This window comes from Streptomyces sp. ME19-01-6, from assembly GCF_033793745.1.
Classification (GTDB): domain Bacteria; phylum Actinomycetota; class Actinomycetes; order Streptomycetales; family Streptomycetaceae; genus Streptomyces.
In genome coordinates this window covers 666,258-683,220 of the sequence record NZ_JARAXF010000004.1, presented here as the reverse complement: position 1 = coordinate 683,220, position 16,963 = coordinate 666,258, and the positions used below count along the sequence as shown (strand labels likewise).

18 protein-coding genes and 1 pseudogene are annotated in these 16,963 nt (G+C 70.2%); 14 read left to right on the top strand and 5 right to left on the bottom strand.

Features of this window, described 5'->3' with window-relative positions; translation table 11 throughout:
* Positions 1-17 precede the first annotated feature (17 nt).
* Positions 18-569 carry a GNAT family protein gene (locus PV419_RS13190; protein ID WP_319688138.1) on the top strand — a complete coding sequence of 184 codons (552 nt, stop codon included), beginning with the start codon at positions 18-20 and terminating at the stop codon, positions 567-569.
* A gap of 134 nt (positions 570-703) precedes the next feature.
* Here the strand turns inward: PV419_RS13190 and PV419_RS13185 are convergent.
* From PV419_RS13185 to PV419_RS13175, 3 genes and pseudogenes are all read right to left on the bottom strand, one after another.
* Positions 704-1,623: pseudogene (locus PV419_RS13185) on the bottom strand (MFS transporter); the annotation flags it as partial.
* A 9-nt stretch (positions 1,624-1,632) separates the two neighbouring features.
* Positions 1,633-1,890, bottom strand: coding sequence for a hypothetical protein (locus PV419_RS13180; RefSeq protein WP_319688137.1), 258 nt, complete (start codon positions 1,888-1,890; stop codon positions 1,633-1,635).
* A 2-nt stretch (positions 1,891-1,892) separates the two neighbouring features.
* Complete coding sequence (locus PV419_RS13175; RefSeq protein ID WP_319688136.1) at positions 1,893-2,069, bottom strand: TetR family transcriptional regulator; 177 nt, start codon at positions 2,067-2,069, stop codon at positions 1,893-1,895.
* A gap of 166 nt (positions 2,070-2,235) precedes the next feature.
* On the opposite strand from PV419_RS13175, the gene PV419_RS13170 reads away from it, so the two are divergent.
* On the top strand, positions 2,236-2,805 hold the full coding sequence (locus tag PV419_RS13170; RefSeq protein ID WP_319688135.1) for a PadR family transcriptional regulator: 570 nt from the start codon (positions 2,236-2,238) through the stop codon (positions 2,803-2,805).
* The gene (locus PV419_RS13165) at positions 2,792-3,610 is read left to right on the top strand and encodes an SGNH/GDSL hydrolase family protein (RefSeq protein WP_319688134.1); all 819 of its coding nucleotides are present in this window, start codon (positions 2,792-2,794) and stop codon (positions 3,608-3,610) included. The genes PV419_RS13170 and PV419_RS13165 overlap by 14 nt, the downstream gene beginning before the upstream one ends.
* Positions 3,611-3,841: 231 nt before the next feature.
* On the opposite strand, the gene PV419_RS13160 is transcribed toward PV419_RS13165, so the two are convergent.
* Entirely contained in the window at positions 3,842-4,393 is a 552-nt protein-coding gene (locus PV419_RS13160) for a hypothetical protein (RefSeq protein ID WP_319688133.1), read from the bottom strand.
* A 116-nt stretch (positions 4,394-4,509) separates the two neighbouring features.
* On the opposite strand from PV419_RS13160, the gene hemL reads away from it, so the two are divergent.
* The 9 genes from hemL (at position 4,510) to PV419_RS13115 (ending at position 13,953) form a co-directional block, all read left to right on the top strand.
* On the top strand, positions 4,510-5,823 hold the full coding sequence (hemL, locus tag PV419_RS13155) for a glutamate-1-semialdehyde 2,1-aminomutase (protein ID WP_319688132.1): 1,314 nt from the start codon (positions 4,510-4,512) through the stop codon (positions 5,821-5,823).
* A gap of 17 nt (positions 5,824-5,840) precedes the next feature.
* Positions 5,841-6,536, top strand: coding sequence for a histidine phosphatase family protein (locus PV419_RS13150; RefSeq protein ID WP_319688192.1), 696 nt, complete (start codon positions 5,841-5,843; stop codon positions 6,534-6,536).
* A 162-nt stretch (positions 6,537-6,698) separates the two neighbouring features.
* Positions 6,699-7,901, top strand: a complete 1,203-nt coding sequence (locus PV419_RS13145; RefSeq protein WP_319688131.1) for a hypothetical protein — start codon at positions 6,699-6,701, stop codon at positions 7,899-7,901.
* Between the two features lie 86 nt (positions 7,902-7,987).
* Complete coding sequence (locus tag PV419_RS13140; protein WP_319688130.1) at positions 7,988-8,605, top strand: TlpA disulfide reductase family protein; 618 nt, start codon at positions 7,988-7,990, stop codon at positions 8,603-8,605.
* Between the two features lie 4 nt (positions 8,606-8,609).
* A complete protein-coding gene (locus PV419_RS13135; RefSeq protein ID WP_319688129.1) occupies positions 8,610-9,377 on the top strand; it encodes a cytochrome c biogenesis CcdA family protein in 768 nt (255 codons plus the stop codon).
* Between the two features lie 3 nt (positions 9,378-9,380).
* Positions 9,381-11,147 (top strand): cytochrome c biogenesis protein ResB, encoded by a 1,767-nt coding sequence (locus PV419_RS13130; protein ID WP_319688128.1) that lies wholly within the window; start codon positions 9,381-9,383, stop codon positions 11,145-11,147.
* Positions 11,144-12,235, top strand: a complete 1,092-nt coding sequence (gene ccsB / locus PV419_RS13125) for a c-type cytochrome biogenesis protein CcsB (protein WP_319688127.1) — start codon at positions 11,144-11,146, stop codon at positions 12,233-12,235. The genes PV419_RS13130 and ccsB overlap by 4 nt, the downstream gene beginning before the upstream one ends.
* Positions 12,236-12,313: 78 nt before the next feature.
* Entirely contained in the window at positions 12,314-12,931 is a 618-nt protein-coding gene (locus tag PV419_RS13120) for an RNA polymerase sigma factor (protein ID WP_319688126.1), read from the top strand.
* On the top strand, positions 12,928-13,953 hold the full coding sequence (locus tag PV419_RS13115) for a CU044_5270 family protein (protein WP_319688125.1): 1,026 nt from the start codon (positions 12,928-12,930) through the stop codon (positions 13,951-13,953). Before PV419_RS13120 ends, PV419_RS13115 begins: the two co-directional genes overlap by 4 nt.
* Before the next feature lie 78 nt (positions 13,954-14,031).
* Here PV419_RS13115 and PV419_RS13110 read toward each other — a convergent pair whose 3' ends face one another.
* Entirely contained in the window at positions 14,032-14,430 is a 399-nt protein-coding gene (locus PV419_RS13110) for a PLD nuclease N-terminal domain-containing protein (protein WP_319688124.1), read from the bottom strand.
* Positions 14,431-14,514: 84 nt separating this feature from the next.
* Between PV419_RS13110 and PV419_RS13105 the strand changes: the two genes are divergently transcribed.
* Positions 14,515-15,966, top strand: coding sequence for a menaquinone biosynthesis decarboxylase (locus PV419_RS13105; RefSeq protein ID WP_319688123.1), 1,452 nt, complete (start codon positions 14,515-14,517; stop codon positions 15,964-15,966).
* Positions 15,967-16,024: 58 nt separating this feature from the next.
* A complete protein-coding gene (gene mqnP, locus PV419_RS13100; protein ID WP_319688122.1) occupies positions 16,025-16,948 on the top strand; it encodes a menaquinone biosynthesis prenyltransferase MqnP in 924 nt (307 codons plus the stop codon).
* The last annotated feature ends 15 nt before the right edge of the window (positions 16,949-16,963 follow it).

Here is a 16,963-nt window from a genome sequence, read left to right as displayed (position 1 = left end):
GAATGGGGAGGCCGCTCGTGTTCTCGCTGTCGCTGTGTGACGCCGCTCGCCTCGGTCCGCTGGAGGTCTGGCATGCCGAGGAGTTCGCCGACCATATGGATCGGGCTCGCGAGCACATTCGTCCATGGGTCGGGCCCACATTCGTCACCGATGACGTCGACGGGGCGCGGGCCACGCTCAAGCGGTACGCCGAGCGCCAGGCCGTTGACGGTGCCCGCCTGTACGGCATCTGGCGGGAGGGAGTGTTGGCCGGCGGCGTGATGTTCACCGATTTCGACGCCGCTTTCGGTACGTGCGAGGTCGGCTGCTGGCTGGAGCCGTCCGCCGAGGGCCACGGTCTGGTCACGCAGGCGTGTGGCGCGTTGCTGGACTGGGCGTTCACGTCCCGGGGGCTGCACCGGGCCGAGTGGCATTGCCGGGCCGACAATGACCGAAGCTCGGCGGTGGCCAAGCGGCTCGGGATGACGCTGGAGGGCGTGCGACGCGAGGCATGGCCGTACGAGGGCGTGCGCTACGACAAGCAGATCTGGGCGGTCCTCGCCCCCGAATGGCGAGCCCTGGGCCGGTGACCGCCAGGAGGTCGGGGTGTGGCGCCCGGGAGCCCCGGCCGGTGCGCACGCTGGTCGATGTCGCGCTGGGCAAGCCCTGGTCGGACGCATGGGTGGCGCCGCATACGCCGCGGTGCTCTTTCCCGTCGACCTGCTCAGCGAGCGGCACGCATGGCCGTTGCCCACCGGCCTTGGCGAGGGCGGTGGGCGCGGACTGTCCCTTCGTCGGCAAGATCGACTGCCACCAGCGCCCCCACCACGGCCAGCCCCGCCGACACCACCATCGCCACGTCCGCGCCCCGAGCCGACCCCCCGTCGGTTCCCGCAACGATCGCGATCGTCAGCGCGACGCCTGCGCACGAGCCGACGTACCGGAGCGTCTGCTGCGCTCCCGACCCCATCGCCACCCGGGCCGCCGGCACCGATCCCACGGCGAGCAGGGGCAGGGCGGCGTTGAGCAGGCCGCTGCCCACGCCGGCGACGATCAGGCCCGGCAGCAGGCGGTGCCAGGAGCTGGCGTCGATGGAGCCGAGCATGGTCAGAACTCCCGTGGCGTGCAGGGCGAAACCGAGTGCGAGCTGATCATCGGGGTGGCGGTCCTGCGTTCCGCGGCTGCAAAGAGGGCTAGGAGGACGACGGCGGTCAGGAGCAGCAGGTAGACCGGTGGGCGCAGCCGCCCCAGAGTCAAGGCCGCGATCAGGGAGACCTGTGCCGTTGCGAAGGCGGCCGCGCCGAGCAGGTCGGGACGGCCGCCGCGCGGGGAGCGGGACTCGGCCAGGGTGCGAGCCCCGACGGCCGCGAACAGCAGCGTGGTGGCGCCGAGGACGCCGTACACCAGTCGCCAGTCGGGCAGGGCGCCGCTGGCGACAGGGCCCGCCGCGATACCGGCGCTGACGCACGCGCCCCACACGCCGGTCAACCGCAAGCGGCCGCGTCGCGGGCTGGGGAAGGCATGCGCCAGCAGGCCCAGGCTGCTGGCGAGCAGCGCCGCGCTGGCCGCGCGCTGCGCGAACCGGGCCAGGGTGAACTGCCAGGTCGTCGTGGCGAAGGCGCCCAGCAGCGTGGTCAGGCCGAGGGTCAAGGGTTACGGTCGGATACTCAGGGCGAGGGTCAGCACGTCGTGGATCTCCGCGGCGACCGCCTCCATCGGCGCGATGCTCTGCTGCGCCCGGCACAGGACCACCGCACCCTCCTCCGCGGCGACGACAAGGGCGGCGAGCCTGCGGCTGCGCTCCTCGGGCAGGCCGTGCCGCCGGAAGCGGGCCGTGAACGCCTCCTGCCAGCCGGCGAAGACCGCGCCCGCGGACTGGGCCAGGTGCGGGGCCTCGTCGTTGGTCTCCACGGCTACCGCCACGATCGGGCAGCCGCCAGCTCCACCGCCTCTTCGACCAGCTGCGTCCGCCCGCCGGGGAAGTGGTGGTAGACCGAGCCGCGCGGTGCGCCGCCGTGGGCGAGCACCCGGTCGATGCTGGTCGCGCTCGCGCCGTACTCGCGCAAGAGGCCCGCCGTAGTGCGGACCATCCGCTCGCGGCTGTCGCTTCGTCCAGTGCGGCGAGTTCGCCCTTCTCCACTGCGGCGCGGAAGCGCTCGGTAGTCTCCATGGCCTCTCCCAATACTCAAGGATGTGAATAGTCATTTTCTTGAGTATGATGTAGGGGCGGGCGAGGAAAGAGGAGGGGCTGCTTCGATGGCCTTGCGGCATGCTGTGCTGGCAGCGATCCTGGACGCCGAGTACAGCGGATACCAGCTGGCGAAGGCGTTCGACGTCGGCGTCGCGAACTTCTGGCACGCCTCGCCCCAGCAGCTGTACGCCGAGCTGACCAAGCTGGAGAAAGAAGGGCTGGTCGCGGGTCGGCAGGTGGTCCAGGAGACCCGGCCCAACAAACGTCTGTTCCGGGTGACCGACGCCGGTCGCGCCGAGCTGGAGAAGTTCGCCGCAGCCGTATCGAAGCCCTCGTTCATCCGCGACGATCTGCTTGTCAAGGTCCAGGTCGCCGACCGCATTGGCACCGCACCGGTGATCGAACAGCTCGAAGAGCGAGCGTCCGCAGCCGAGGCCAAGATCGAGCTTCTCGGCAAGCTGCTGCGGCAGCTGCGCGGCGATGCGGACGAGGAGGAGTTCCTACGCCGAGGCGAGCGGATCGGGCCGTACCTGACCTGCCTGCGCGGCCTGACCTTTGAGCAGGAGCACCGTGACTGGTGCCTGCGGATCGCAGCCGTCCTCAAGGAAAGGCAGTCGACTCATGCCAAGCGGTGAATACCTGCGCTACGTCGCCCTGGGCGACAGCCAGACCGAAGGGCTCGGCGACGGGAACGACACCGTCGGCCTACGGGGCTTTGCCGACCGGCTCGCCGAGCACCTCGCGGCCGTCAACCCCGGGCTTCGGTATGCCAATCTGGCCGTCCGAGGACGTGTCACTGGCCAGGTGCGCACTGAACAGCTGGGGCCCGCCCTGGCCCTGCGACCCGACCTGGTCACCATCGTCGCCGGGGTCAACGACCTGCTCCGGCCCCGGTTCAACGCCGCAGAGGTGGCCAGGCACCTGGAAGAGATGTTCGCCGCACTCACGGCCGCCGGGGCCCACGTGGTGACCCTCACCTTCCCCGACGTGGGGAAGATCGCGCCCCTTGCCCGGCCCATCAGGTCCCGCGTGTTCGACCTCAATGCCCACATCCGCGCTGCGGCCTCCCGTCACGGGGTCACGGTTGCCGAGACCGGCCGACAGGCCGTCGCCACCGACCCACGGCTGTGGACCGCGGACCGACTCCACGCCAGCCCCCTCGGCCACGAGCGCATCGCCGCAGCCGTCGCCCAAGCCATCAACCTGCCCGGAAGCGACGACTCCTGGACGCTCCCCCTGCCGCCACAGACAGTCCCCGGGGGCTGGCAAGCCGCAGGAACCGAACTGCGCTGGGCGGCCGCATTCCTCGGCCCCTGGCTCGGACGCCGACTGCGCGGTCAGTCCTCCGGCGACGGCCGCACCGCAAAACGCCCCCACCTCCTGCCACTGAGCGCCACGCCAGGCTCCCCCGCAGACACCGGTCAACGGGAATGTTCATAGGGACAGGACCGGCCCCGGGCGGTCTCCTCTTGAACGGGCCGGCGCTGTGCAGTACGCCGGAGTGGGCACGTTCACGCGTACCCGGCTGGGTTTCCGCAAGTACGCGGACAGCTGGTCCCGCTTGACATGGTGCAGAGATGAAACCAATGTGCCCTGGCCGCCTGACGGCCCCTCTCCGGCACCAAAAAGGCGAGGTCCGAAGACCCCGCCCGCTACCAGTGAAACCCCAAGTCAGGGCCACACCAGGCAGTACGGCTGGTGTCCCGCCTCGTGCAGCCGGTGGGAGAAGTCCTGCCACTCGTGCAGCAGCCGGTAGACCGTGAAGGCGTCGCGGGGGCCGCCGCGGTCGGGGACGGTGGACCAGATGAAGGCGGCGGCGCCGACCGCTTCCTCGCCGACGCCGCGGAGCGGGTCGACGGCGGTCATGGGGAGCTTGACCACGGCGTAGTCGGGGTGGAGGACGACGAGTTCGAGCGGGGGCACCTTGTGGAGGGGGACGCCTTCGATGCCGGTGAGGACCATCGCGGCCACCGTCTCCGGCTTGATCTTGGTGAACATGCCATGGCCGAGCTCGTCGCCGCCGAGCTCCTCGGGGCGCATGGAGATGGGGACCCGGGCGGCGGTCGCGCCGTCGGGCGCGCCGAAATACTTGTACGTCACCCCCATGCGACCGCTCCCGCCCCTGTGTGCGCCGCCGTCGTCTCTGCGCCGATGGCGGCCGGGGCGGGCGCGCTCGGGACCTCGATCGTCGGTCCCTTCACCCAGTTCGCCACCGCGATGCATATCTCCACCCGACCACTCGCGGCACCTGCCGCGCAACCCGATCATCGTGTCAGAGACCTCCCCCGCGCCAGTCGCGTGAAACGCCCGGCGGCAGTTCTTAGTCAGCCTCTGACAACATGGCATGTGTGAGCTATTCGTACGCACCAGTTTCGCAGACGCTTTTCGACCGCGCGGCCGTCGTGACGCCCGGCGGCGTGAATTCTCCGGTGCGGGCCTTCCGCGCCGTGGGGGGTACGCCCCGGTTCATGGTGTCCGGTGCCGGTCCGTACCTCACCGATGCCGACGGGCGGGAGTACGTCGACCTCGTGTGCTCGTGGGGGCCGATGATCCTCGGTCATGCGCACCCCGAGGTGACGGCGGCGGTGCAGGCGGCCGTGGCGCGGGGGACCTCGTTCGGGACGCCGGGGGAGGGGGAGGTCGCGCTCGCCGAGGAGATCGTGGCGCGGGTCGGGCCCGTGGATCAGGTGCGCCTGGTCTCCTCGGGGACCGAGGCGACGATGTCGGCGATCCGGCTGGCGCGCGGGTTCACCGGGCGGGCGAAGTTGATCAAGTTCGCGGGCTGCTACCACGGGCATGTGGACGCGCTGCTCGCCGCGGCGGGGTCCGGGGTGGCCACCTTCGGGCTGCCGGACACGCCCGGGGTGACGGGCGCGCAGGCCGGGGAGACCGTGGTGCTGCCGTACAACGACCTGGAAGCGGTGCGGGCCGCCTTCGCCGCGCACCCGGACGAGATCGCGTGTGTGATCACCGAGGCGTCGCCGGGCAACATGGGCGTGGTGCCGCCGCTGCCGGGGTTCAACGCGGGGCTGAAGGAGCTGTGCGCCGAGCACGGCGCGCTGTACATCTCGGACGAGGTCATGACCGGCTTCCGGGTCTCGAAGGCCGGGTGGTACGGGCTCGACGGCGTGGAGCCCGACCTGATGACCTTCGGCAAGGTCATGGGCGGCGGCTTCCCGGCCGCGGCGTTCGGCGGGCGCGCCGACGTCATGGCGCGGCTCGCCCCGGCCGGCCCCGTCTACCAGGCGGGCACCCTGTCCGGGAACCCGGTCGCGACCGCGGCGGGCCTGGCGCAGCTGCGGCTGCTGGACGAGGCGGCGTACGAGGTGGTGGACGCGGCGTCCGCGCGGCTGCGGGCGATGGTGACGGAGGCGCTGGCCAAGGAGGGGGTCGCGCACCGGGTGCAGGCCGCCGGGAACATGTTCTCGGTGTTCTTCAGCGGGGACGAGGTCACCGACTACGAGAAGGCCAAGGCGCAGCAGGCGTACCGGTTCACGGCCTTCTTCCACTCGATGCTGTCCCAGGGCGTCTACCTCCCGCCGTCCGCCTTCGAGTCGTGGTTCCTGTCCACGGCGCACGACGAGCGGGCGCTGGAGCGGGTGGCGGAGGCTTTGCCGGGGGCGGCGCGGGCCGCCGCCGAGGCGACTGAATGATGGGCCCCATGACCCCTATGACGAAGAGCGACAACGAGATCACCGTCGTGCATGTGATGCGGCACGGCGAGGTGGAGAACCCCGCGGGTGTGCTGTACGGGCGGCTGCCCGGGTACCACCTCTCGGACCTCGGCCGCCGGATGGCCGACCGGGTCGCCGAGCACTTGGCCGAGCGCGACATCACCCATGTCGTGGCCTCGCCGCTGGAGCGGGCGCAGGAGACCGCGGCGCCGATCGCCAAGGCACACGGTCTGGACGTGGCCGCCGACCAGCGGCTGATCGAGGCGGCAAACGTCTTCCAGGGGAAGACCTTCGGCGTGGGCGACGGCGCGCTGCGCAGGCCGGCCAACTGGAAGCACCTCACCAACCCCTTTCGCCCCTCCTGGGGCGAGCCCTACATCGACCAGGTCGTGCGGATGATGGCGGCCATCGGGGTGGCGCGGGACACCGCGCGCGGGCACGAGGCGGTCTGCGTCAGCCATCAGCTGCCGATCTGGATCGTGCGCAGTTTCGTGGAGCGGCGGCGGCTGTGGCACGACCCGCGCAAGCGGCAGTGCACCCTGGCCAGCCTCACTTCCTTCACCTACCGCGGCGACAAGATCGTCTCGGTCGGTTACAGCGAGCCGGCCCGCGATCTGGTCCCGGCGCATCTGCTCGCGGGCGCCAGGCCGGTGAAGGGCGCCACGGCGCCCTCAAAGGGGTTCGGCGCATAACCGGCGTGTACCGGCGTGTAATGGAACGGAAACAGCGCGTCGACCATTCAATTCGGTGGCGCTGATTCGGAACCTCAGTATTCGCTCAGCCATCTCAACGGGCGTCCGCGGGACCTGGCGGACGTCGGACGCCGGTTACGGCGAGAGCGAATTGAGGACACGATGCGGGAGATCAGCCGGAGGGGGATTCTCGGTCTCGGAGCGGGAGCGGTGGCGTCGCTGGCCGCCGCCGGCTGCTCCTCCTCGTCGGATTCCGGTTTCACACCCCGGCCGGGCAGGACGACGCAGGCGCGGCCGACGCTCCGGCCGATCGGCGACGGCTCGACCGCGCACTCCGGGAAGCAGCCGAACCAGCCGTCCGCGCCGGAGCGGCTGGAGCCGGGTCAGAAGCCGCCGCAGTTCGTGGTCTTCTCCTGGGACGGGGCGGGGGAGGTCGGCAACGGCCTCTTCCCGCGGTTCCGCAAGCTCGCCGAGGACCACGGCGCGGCCATGACCTTCTTCCTCTCCGGGCTGTACTGCCTGCCGGAGTCGAAGAAGCGCCTGTACCGGCCGCCGAACAACCCGGTCGGCGCCTCCGACATCGGCTATCTCACCGATGACCACGTCCGGATGACCCTGCAGAACGTGCGCGAGGCGTGGCTGGAGGGCCATGAGATAGGCACCCACTTCAACGGCCACTTCTGCGGCGGGACCGGCACGGTCGCCAACTGGACGCCCGCCCAGTGGCGGTCCGAGATCGACCAGGCTGTGTCGTTTGTCACAAAGTGGCGGACGAACACCGGCTTCAAGGACCTCGACCCGCTGCCCTTCGACTACCGCAAGGAGCTCGTCGGCGGCCGTACCCCGTGTCTGCTCGGCCAGGACAACCTGCTGCCGACCGCCCGGGAGCTCGGCTGGCGCTATGACGCGAGCTCGCCCGGCGGGCTTCAGGTGTGGCCGTCGAAGAAGCAGGGCGTCTGGGACTTCCCGCTGCAGCAGATACCTTTCCCCGGGCATTCCTTCGAAGTCCTGTCAATGGACTACAACATCCTGGCCAACCAGTCCCGGAATTCGACGAATGCCCCGCCCGCCAACTACCCGGGCTGGCGGCGACAGGCAACCCAGGCGTACATAGCCGGATTCCAGCGGGCCTACGAGACCAACCGCGCTCCCTTCTTCGTCGGTAATCACTTCGAAAAGTGGAACGGCGGCATTTATATGGACGCCGTCGAGGAGGCGCTCAAGCACATCGCGGACGAAAAGCGGAAGGATGTGCGGCTGGTGTCGTTCCGGCAGCTCACGGACTGGATGGACGCCCAGGACCCCCAGGTCCTCGCGCATCTGCGCACGTTCGGCGTGGGACGGCAGTGGAGCGCCGCCGCCTGAGCGGGCGGTCCAGGTCCAGCCGGGCCTGAGGAGGGCGCCGAGGGGGGTGCCGAAGATCCGCGAAAGGCGCATGCGAAACTTTTCACATGAGTGCCCGCCGCGCCCCTCGGCGCCTCGCGACCCGCCGTCGCGCAACCGTGCTGGCCACCGGAGCCGCGGTTGCCGCGCTGACCCTGTCCGCCTGCGGAGCGGGCGGTACATCGGGTGGCTCCAGCGATACCAAGTTCATCCAGGGCAAGGGGGGCGTGGACACCGTCGCCAAGGGCGACCGCAAGCACGCCCCCGAGCTGGCGGGCAAGACCCTCGACGGCGGCAAGCTCGATCTCGCCGACTACAAGGGCAAGATCGTCGTGCTCAACGTCTGGGGCTCGTGGTGCACGCCCTGCCGGGCCGAGGCGCCCAACCTCGTCAAGGTCGCGAAGGACACCGAGGCGGACGGGGTGCGGTTCGTGGGGATCAACACCCGTGACCCGGACCCCGCCAACGCGATCCAGTTCGAGAAGGAATTCAAGGTCGACTACCCGAGCCTGTACGACCCGATCGGCAAGCTCATGTTGCGCTTCCCCAAGGGCAGCCTCAATCCGCAGGCCATCCCGACGACCATCGTCCTGGACCGGCAGGGCAGGATCGCGGCGCGCGCGCTCACCCCGCTCAGCGAGGAGAGTTTGCGCGAGATGCTCAAGCCGCTGATCGAGGAGAAGTGACGCTGTGAGCACCCTGGCCGCCGCCGTCTCCGGCGCCAACGAGACCGTCCTGACCGGGGCGCTGCTGGTGGCGCTGCCGGTCGCCGTCTTCGGCGGCCTGGTCTCCTTCTTCTCCCCCTGCGTCCTGCCGCTGGTGCCCGGCTATATGTCGTATGTCACAGGCGTCACCGGTACGGATCTGGGCGAGGCCAAGCGCGGCCGGATGGTGGCCGGCGCCTCGCTCTTCGTGCTCGGCTTCACCGCCGTCTTCGTCTCCGCCGGGGCGCTCTTCGGCAACTTCGGCTGGACGCTGCAGGAGCACAAGGAGACGCTCTCCAAGGTCCTGGGGGTCGTCACGATCGTCATGGGCCTCGCTTTCATGGGGATGCTGAAGGGCTTCGGGCAGCGGGAGTTCCGCTTTCATATGAAGCCCGGGATGGGCCTGGTGGGCGCGCCGTTGCTGGGTGCCCTGTTCGGCGTGGGCTGGACCCCGTGCCTGGGCCCCACGCTCACCGCGGTCAACGCCCTGGCGCTGAACGAGGCGAGCGCGGGGCGCGGGGCGCTGCTGATGGTCGCCTACTGCCTCGGACTCGGGCTGCCGTTCATCGCCGTGGCCATCGCCTACCGGCGCGTGCTGGGCGCGTTCGGCTGGGTCAAACGGCACTACGTCTGGGTGATGCGGATCGGCGGCGGCATGCTGGTCGCCCTCGGGGTGCTGCTGCTCACAGGTATCTGGGACAGCATGATGGGCGACATGCAGGCCTGGGCCTTGCGCTTCAACGTTGGGATCTGATCGATGTCCACCACCGATACCGACACCGCCACGGGGAGCGGAACCGTGCATGAAGCTGCCGAGGCCGCTGAAGCTGCCGAGGCCGCCGCATCCGCCGACGAGCGCGAGCTCGGCGCGGCGGGGGCACAGCTGTCCACGGCTCCCGCCGAGGAGATCAGCGTCCCCTCGATGGGGCCGATCGGCTGGGCCCGGTGGTTCTGGCGGCAGCTGACCTCGATGCGGGTGGCGCTGCTGCTGCTGTTCCTGCTGTCGCTCGGTGCGATCCCCGGCTCGCTAATCCCGCAGACGGGCATCGACCCGGTCAAGGTGGAGAACTTCAAGCAGCGACACGAGACGCTCGCGCCGATCTACGAGAAGCTGGGGCTCTTCCACGTCTACAGCTCGGTGTGGTTCTCGGCGATCTACATCCTCCTGTTCGTCTCGCTGATCGGCTGCATCGTCCCGCGCACCTGGCAGTTCATCGGCCAGCTGCGCGGCCGCCCGCCGGGCGCCCCGCGCCGGCTGACCCGGCTGCCCGCGTACACCACCTGGCGGACCGAGGCCGAACAGGAGCGGGTGCTGGAGGCCGCCCAGCGGATCATGAAGCGGCGCCGCTTCAGGACCCATACGGTCGGTGGCGCGGTGGCCTCCGAGAAGGGCTATCTGCGCGAGGCGGGCAACCTCCTGTTCCATATCGCGCTGATCGTGATGCTGGTGGCCTTCGCCGTCGGGCAGTTGTACAAGGCCGAGGGCGGCAAGCTGATCGTCGAGGGCGACGGTTTCGTCAACAACCTGACGCAGTACGACGACTTCAAGTCCGGCACCCTCTTCGACAAGAACGACCTCGCTCCCTTCGGCTTCCAGCTGGACCGCTTCACGGCGACCTACGAGCGCAGCGGCCCGCAGAAGCGCACCCCCCGCACCTTCCGCGCCGATGTCACCTACTGGGAGGGCGCGGACGGCAAGGAGCACAAGACCTCGATCGAGGTCAATGAGCCCCTGGAGGTCGCGGGCTCCAAGGTCTATCTGCTCGGCCACGGCTACGCCCCGGTTGTCACGGTCCGCGACGGGCAGGGCAAGGTCGCCTACCGCGGCGCCGTGGCCTCGCTGCCGATGGAAGGGGTCAACCTCACCGAGAACGTGGTGGTCAAGGTCCCGGACTATCGTGACAAGAACGGCAAGAAGGACCAGATCGGCTTCCAGGGCCAGTTCGTGCCGACCCTCGACCTCAGCACGGGCACGATGTTCTCCCAGTTCCCGGCGCTGGACAATCCGGCGCTGATCCTGACCGCCTATCACGGCAGCCTGGGCGTCGACGGCGGGGTACCGCAGAACGTCTACCAGCTCGACACGTCGCGGATGAAGCAGTTCAAGGAGTCCGACGGGTCGGCCTTCGCGAAGATGCTCAAGGTGGGCGACACCATGAAGCTGCCGAACGGCGCCGGGACCCTGGAGTTCGACGGCATCAAGACCTGGGCCACCTTCCAGATCTCCCACCAGCCTGGCACCGACTACGCGCTCGTCGGCGCCGTCGCCGCCCTGATCGGCCTCGCCGCCTCGCTGTTCATCCAGCGCCGCCGGGTGTGGGTCCGCGCGGTGACCGGAGCGGACGGCGTCACCGTCGTGGAGATGGCGGGGCTCGGCCGCAGCGAGTCCGCCAAGCTTCCCGAAGAACTCGCCGACCTCGCCGTGGCCCTGCAGTCCGAGGCCCCGCCCGCGCCGGAACCGGAGCCGAATCCGGACAACGACACCGCACAACTCGCTGATCCTGCCGAAGGAGCGCGCGCGTGAACCTCGCTGCCGAAACCAACGAGAGCCTGGCCAACATCAGCAATGTGCTGATCTACTCGGCCATGGCGGTCTACACCCTCGCCTTCCTCGCCCATATCGCCGAGTGGGTGTTCGGCAGCCGCAGCGCCGTCGGCCGCACCGCCGCCGCCATCACCGCCGACTCCGCCGCCTCCGCCTCCACAGCCTCGTCCAAGGCCTCCGTGCGGGGCACCCAGGGCGGCGGCACCGCCGTCCTCGAACGCCCCAAGATCGTCACCCGCTCCGCCGCGGGCACCCGCGACGTCCCCGACGGGCCCGGCGCCGCGGGCGGCACCGAACAGGGCGATCTGTACGGCCGGATCGCCGTCGGCCTCACCGTGCTCGCCTTCTTGATGCACGTCGGCGCCGTGCTCACCCGCGCCCTGTCCGTACAGCGCGCCCCCTGGGGCAACATGTACGAGTTCTCCACGACCTTCGCCATGGTCGCGGTCGGCGCGTATCTCACCCTTCTCGCGCTGAAGAAGAACGTGCGCTGGATCGGGCTCCCCCTGGTCACCACGGTCCTCCTCGACCTCGGTCTCGCTGTCTCTGTCTTGTACACCGCCAGCGCCCAGTTGGTTCCCGCCCTCCACTCGTACTGGCTGTGGATCCACGTCAGCTGCGCCATCATCTCCGGCGCCTGCCTCTACCTCGGTGCCGTCGCCACGCTGCTCTACCTCTTCCGCGACCGGCACGAGGAGAAGCTCGCCAAGGGCGAGGAGCCCGGCCGCTTCGCGTCCGTCCTGGAGCGGCTGCCCGCGGCCGGCAGCCTCGACAAGTTCGCGTACCGCATCAACGCCACGATCTTCCCGCTGTGGACCTTCACGATCATCGCGGGCGCGATCTGGGCCGAGGCCGCCTGGGGCCGCTACTGGGGCTGGGACCCCAAGGAGGTCTGGTCCTTCATCACCTGGGTCGCCTACGCCTGCTACCTGCACGCCCGGGCCACCGCCGGCTGGAAGGGCCGCAAGGCCGCCTACCTCGCGCTGATCGCGTTCGGCTGCTACCTCTTCAACTACTACGGCGTCAACATCTTCATCAGCGGCAAGCACTCCTACGCCGACGTCTGACCCGCCGCCGCACGAGGGGCCGGTTCGCGTGACCTGGGTCACGGGAACCGGCCTTCGTCGTCCGGACAGTCCCCGGTCGTGGAGACGACTCTTCGAACCCGTATCAGAGACGGGGACCCCGAAGCCTTCGGGGAGCTCTTTGACGCCTGCGCGCGCTCCGTCTACAACCACGCCTACCGCCTGACGGGGGACTGGTCGACGGCGGAGGACATGGTGTCCCTGACCTTCCTCGAAGCCTGGCGGCTGCGCGAGAGAATCGACGCGGAAGGCGGCAGCCTGCGGCCCTGGCTGCTGGGCATCGCCACCAACACCGTCCGCAACGCCCGGCGCGCCGCCCGCCGCCACGCCGCCGTCATCAACCGGCTGCCGCGCCGGGAGGCCGTACGCGACTTCGCCGACGACGTCGCCTCCCGCATCGACGACGCCGAGCTGCTCGCCTCCGTGACCACCGCCCTCCAAGCCCTGCGCCGCCCCGAGCGCGAAGTCCTCGCGCTGTGCGTCTGGTCCGGCCTCGACTACGCGGCCGCCGCCGAGGCCCTCGGCGTGCCCGTGGGCACGGTGCGCTCACGGCTGTCCCGCGCCCGCAAGAAGCTCGCCGCGGCCGCCGGAAAGACCCGGGAACCCGCCCGCCGCGGCGCACAGGTGAGAGATGGCCGCACATGCGCGGCCAGGCCCATCGAGGAGGGAAACCGATGAACGACATCCCGCCGCTCCCGGAGCGCGACCTTCCGCCGGGCCGTCAACGACTCCTCAAGGAGCACCTGATGCGCGAGATCCGGCAGCCCGACGCCAAGACCGCCGGAAAACCCCGTAGGACGTGGCTGCGCCCGGCCGTCGCGGGCCCCGCCCTCGCGGGCGCCCTCGCGCTCGCCGCGGTGTTGGGGGTCGCGGCGGTGGGCCTCGGTGACGGCGGCGGCGCCCGCACCGAGATCGCCAAGGACGGCAAGGCCACCTACGCCTTCGCGCCCCGGGCGGGCGCCGACACCAAGGGCGGCGCGGCCCGGGTGCTCGACCGCGTCGCGACGGTCGCCGAGAAGAAGAAGGCCGACGACGGCATCCGTGACGACCAGTTCGTGTACACCAAGAGCCTGGTCTCCTTCGCGACCGTCCAGGACGGCAAGCCGACCAGGCTCGCCCCGCTCCACCACCGCGAGGACTGGACGTCCGTGGACGGCACGCGCGAGGGACGGACACTCGAGCCGGGCGGGAACCCGCCCCTCGATCTGCCCAACGACCCCGACCCCGCCCCCGGGAAGCCCGGTTACGACCAGAGCACCAACTACCGCCATCTGCAGACCCTGCCGACCGACCCGGACGCGATGCTGACGTGGCTGTACGCCCACACCGGCCACGACGGGGAGCCCAAGGAGCGGGACAAGAACCAGGACGCCTTCGTCCTCGCCGGTGACCTCCTCCGGGGCATGATGCCGCCCAAGGTGAGCGCCGCCCTCTACCGCGCCGTCGCGAAGATCCCCGGCGTGGTGGTGGTCCCCGACGCCGTGGACGCCGCCGGGCGGCACGGCGTCGCGGTCGCGCGGGTCGACTCGTACAATCCCGGCCAACGCGACGAGTGGATCTTCGGAGAGAAGACCGACGAGTACCTGGGGACGCGCACCGTCGCCCTCAAGTCGTCGCACGGCGTGAAGGCCGGCCAGGTGACCGGGACCTCCGCGGTCCTCAAGCGCGCCGTCGTGGACGAGGTCGGCCGGCGCCCGTAGTCACAACAAGCCGGTGATACGCGAAGAGGCGTACGGGCCCACCGGCCCGTACGCCTCTTCGCGTCGCCTCTTAAAGGCTTACTCGTTCGCGTCCCCCGAACCCTCGTTGTTCTTGCGGCGCAGCTCCTCCTCGCGGCGGCGCAGGTCCGCCTCCCAGTCCTTGAGCAGCTCCTCGTCGTCCTTCTTGTCCTCCTCGCGGAGGGACTTGAGGAACTCGGGGTTGTCGTCCGGGGCGACCCACTGCTGCCGAGGCCCGGGCGAGGAACCTCCGCCGCCGGCGCCCGCGACCGCGGTCCGGTTCTTGCCCGCCACCAGCCAGGCGACCGGGCCGATCAGCACCTCGCCGAAGAGCAGCACGATGATCACCCAGACCACCTTGGGGAGATGGCGCACTTCCTCTTCGGGGGTGTTCAGGCAGTCGATGAAGGCGTAGATCCACAGCGCCAGGATGAGCAGGAAGGGCAGATACCTGAGCATGATGGCCGGTCCCCGGGGAATGATGGTGGGCCGTGCGAGGCCCCATGACGGATCCAGGGTAGTGCGTACCGGATACTGGAACGCATGGCTTATGACGATCTTCGCTCCTTTCTGCGGGCGCTCGACCGCGAGGGAGACCTCAGGCGCATCAAGGCCGAAGTCGACCCGTATCTGGAGATCGGGGAGATCGTGGACCGGGTGAACAAGTCGGGCGGCCCGGCCCTGCTCTTCGAGAACGTCAAGGGCTCGTCGATGCCGCTGGCGATGAACGTCTACGGCACCGACCGCCGCTTCCTCAAGGCCCTCGGACTCCGCTCGTACGAGGAGATCGGCGAGAAGATCGGCGGGCTGGTCAAGCCGGAGCTGCCGCACGGCTTCGGCGGGCTGCGCGAGGCGTTCGGGAAGCTCGGCGCCGTGGCGCATGTGCCGCCGAGGAAGGTGAAGGACGCGCCCGTGCAGGAGGTGGTGGTCACGGGCGAGGACGTCGACCTGGAGGCGCTGCCCGCGCTGTTCACCTGGCCCGAGGACGGAGGGTCCTTCTTCAACCTCGGCCTGACCCACACCAAGCACCCCGAGACCGGGGCGCGGAACCTGGGCCTGTACCGGCTGCAGCGCCACGACCGCCGCACCATCGGCATGCACTGGCAGATCCACAAGGACAGCCGCAACCACTACCAAGTGGCCGCCAGGCGCGGCGAGAAGCTGCCGGTGGCGATCGCCTTCGGGGCGCCGCCCGCCGTGACGTACGCCGCGACCGCGCCGCTGCCCGGCGACATCGACGAGTACCTCTTCGCGGGCTTCGTCCAGGGCCGGCGGGTCGAGATGGTCGACTGCAAGACGGTGCCGCTGCAGGTCCCGGCGCACGCGGAGGTGGTCATCGAGGGCTGGCTGGAGCCCGGGAAGACGCTGCCCGAGGGGCCGTTCGGCGACCACACCGGCTTCTACACCCCGCAGGAGCCCTTTCCGGCGCTCACCATCGAGTGTGTGACGATGCGGCAGCGCCCGCTGCTGCAGTCGATCGTGGTGGGCCGTCCGCCGACCGAGGACGGGCCGCTGGGGCGGGCGACGGAGCGGTTCTTCCTCCCGCTGCTCAAGATCATCATCCCGGACATCGTGGACTACCACCTTCCGGAGTCGGGCGGCTTCCACAACTGTGCGATCGTCTCCATCGAGAAGAAGTACCCGAAGCACGCCCAGAAGGTGATGCACGCCATTTGGGGCGCGCACATGATGTCGCTGACCAAGCTGATCGTCGTGGTCGACGCCGACTGCGACGTCCACGATCTGCACGAGGTGTCCTGGCGGGCGCTGGGCAACACCGACTACGCCCGCGACCTGACCGTCGTCGAGGGCCCGGTCGACCACCTCGACCACGCCTCGTACCAGCAGTTCTGGGGCGGCAAGGCGGGCATCGACGCCACGGCGAAGTGGCCCGAGGAGGGCTATACGCGCGACGGCGGCTGGCCGCGCATGGTCGAGTCCGACCCCGAGACGGCCGATCGGGTGACAAGGCGATGGAAGGAGTACGGGCTGTGACAGGCGCGTCGAGAACGGAGGCAGGCGGCATGGGCACGCCCCCCGCCGGGGTGGCCCGATGAGCGCCGATTCCGCGACCCCGGGCGTCCTCGGCCCAGAGTCCGCGCCGCCCGGCCGCGTCCGCGCCTTTCTGCGGCTGGTGATGATCGAGCACTCGGTCTTCGCGCTGCCCTTCGCCTATATCGCCTCGCTGACCGCGATGCAGCTGTGGGACGGCACGGTCCACTGGCTGCGGCTGCTGCTGGTGACGGTCGCGATGGTGGGGCTACGCACCTTCGCCATGGCCTGCAACCGGATCATCGACCGGGAGATCGACGCCCGCAATCCGCGCACCGCGGGGCGCGAGTTGGTCATCGGCGCCGTGCCCGTGCGCTCCGCCTGGATCGGCGCGCTGGTCGCGCTCGCCGTCTTCCTCGGCGCGGCCGCGCTGCTGAACCCGCTGTGCCTGGCCCTGGCGCCGGTCGCGGTCGTCCCGATGGTGGTCTATCCGTACGGGAAGCGCTTCACGAACTTCCCCCACGCCATCCTCGGCCTCGCCCAGGCGATGGGCCCGGTCGGGGCCTGGATCGGGGTCACGGGCGAGTGGTCCTGGGACGCGGTGATCCTCGGGCTCGCGGTCGGTATCTGGATCGGCGGCTTCGACCTGATCTACGCCTGCCAGGACGTGGCCGCCGACCGGGCCCACGGGGTGAAGTCGGTGCCGGCCCGCTTCGGTATCGCTGGGGCGCTGTACGGGGCGCGCGTCTGTCATGTCGTCACCACGCTGCTGCTGGGCTGGTACGCGCTGGCCACCGACGCCGGGTTCTTCTTCTGGCTGGGTCTGGTGGTCGTGGCGGCGGCGTTCTGGTACGAGCACTCGGTCGTGCGGCCCGGCGATCTGTCCCGGCTGAACCGCGCCTTCTTCACGGTCAACGGCTTCGTCGGCATCGCGCTGTTCTGCTGCGCGCTGCTCGACCTGCTGGTGCGGGGACTGAGCCTGTGAGACCCGCCGGTTAGG

Coding starts and splice junctions, on each gene's coding strand:
- PV419_RS13105 (WP_319688123.1), top strand. CDS start 14,515: ATGGCTTATGACGATCTTCGCTCCTTTCTGCGGGCGCTCGACCGCGAG.
- PV419_RS13160 (WP_319688133.1), bottom strand. CDS start 4,393: ATGCATCGCGGTGGCGAACTGGGTGAAGGGACCGACGATCGAGGTCCC.
- PV419_RS13170 (WP_319688135.1), top strand. CDS start 2,236: ATGGCCTTGCGGCATGCTGTGCTGGCAGCGATCCTGGACGCCGAGTAC.
- PV419_RS13165 (WP_319688134.1), top strand. CDS start 2,792: ATGCCAAGCGGTGAATACCTGCGCTACGTCGCCCTGGGCGACAGCCAG.
- PV419_RS13115 (WP_319688125.1), top strand. CDS start 12,928: ATGAACGACATCCCGCCGCTCCCGGAGCGCGACCTTCCGCCGGGCCGT.
- PV419_RS13140 (WP_319688130.1), top strand. CDS start 7,988: ATGAGTGCCCGCCGCGCCCCTCGGCGCCTCGCGACCCGCCGTCGCGCA.
- PV419_RS13175 (WP_319688136.1), bottom strand. CDS start 2,069: ATGGTCCGCACTACGGCGGGCCTCTTGCGCGAGTACGGCGCGAGCGCG.
- PV419_RS13110 (WP_319688124.1), bottom strand. CDS start 14,430: ATGCTCAGGTATCTGCCCTTCCTGCTCATCCTGGCGCTGTGGATCTAC.
- mqnP (WP_319688122.1), top strand. CDS start 16,025: ATGAGCGCCGATTCCGCGACCCCGGGCGTCCTCGGCCCAGAGTCCGCG.
- hemL (WP_319688132.1), top strand. CDS start 4,510: ATGGCATGTGTGAGCTATTCGTACGCACCAGTTTCGCAGACGCTTTTC.
- PV419_RS13145 (WP_319688131.1), top strand. CDS start 6,699: ATGCGGGAGATCAGCCGGAGGGGGATTCTCGGTCTCGGAGCGGGAGCG.
- PV419_RS13150 (WP_319688192.1), top strand. CDS start 5,841: ATGACGAAGAGCGACAACGAGATCACCGTCGTGCATGTGATGCGGCAC.
- PV419_RS13130 (WP_319688128.1), top strand. CDS start 9,381: ATGTCCACCACCGATACCGACACCGCCACGGGGAGCGGAACCGTGCAT.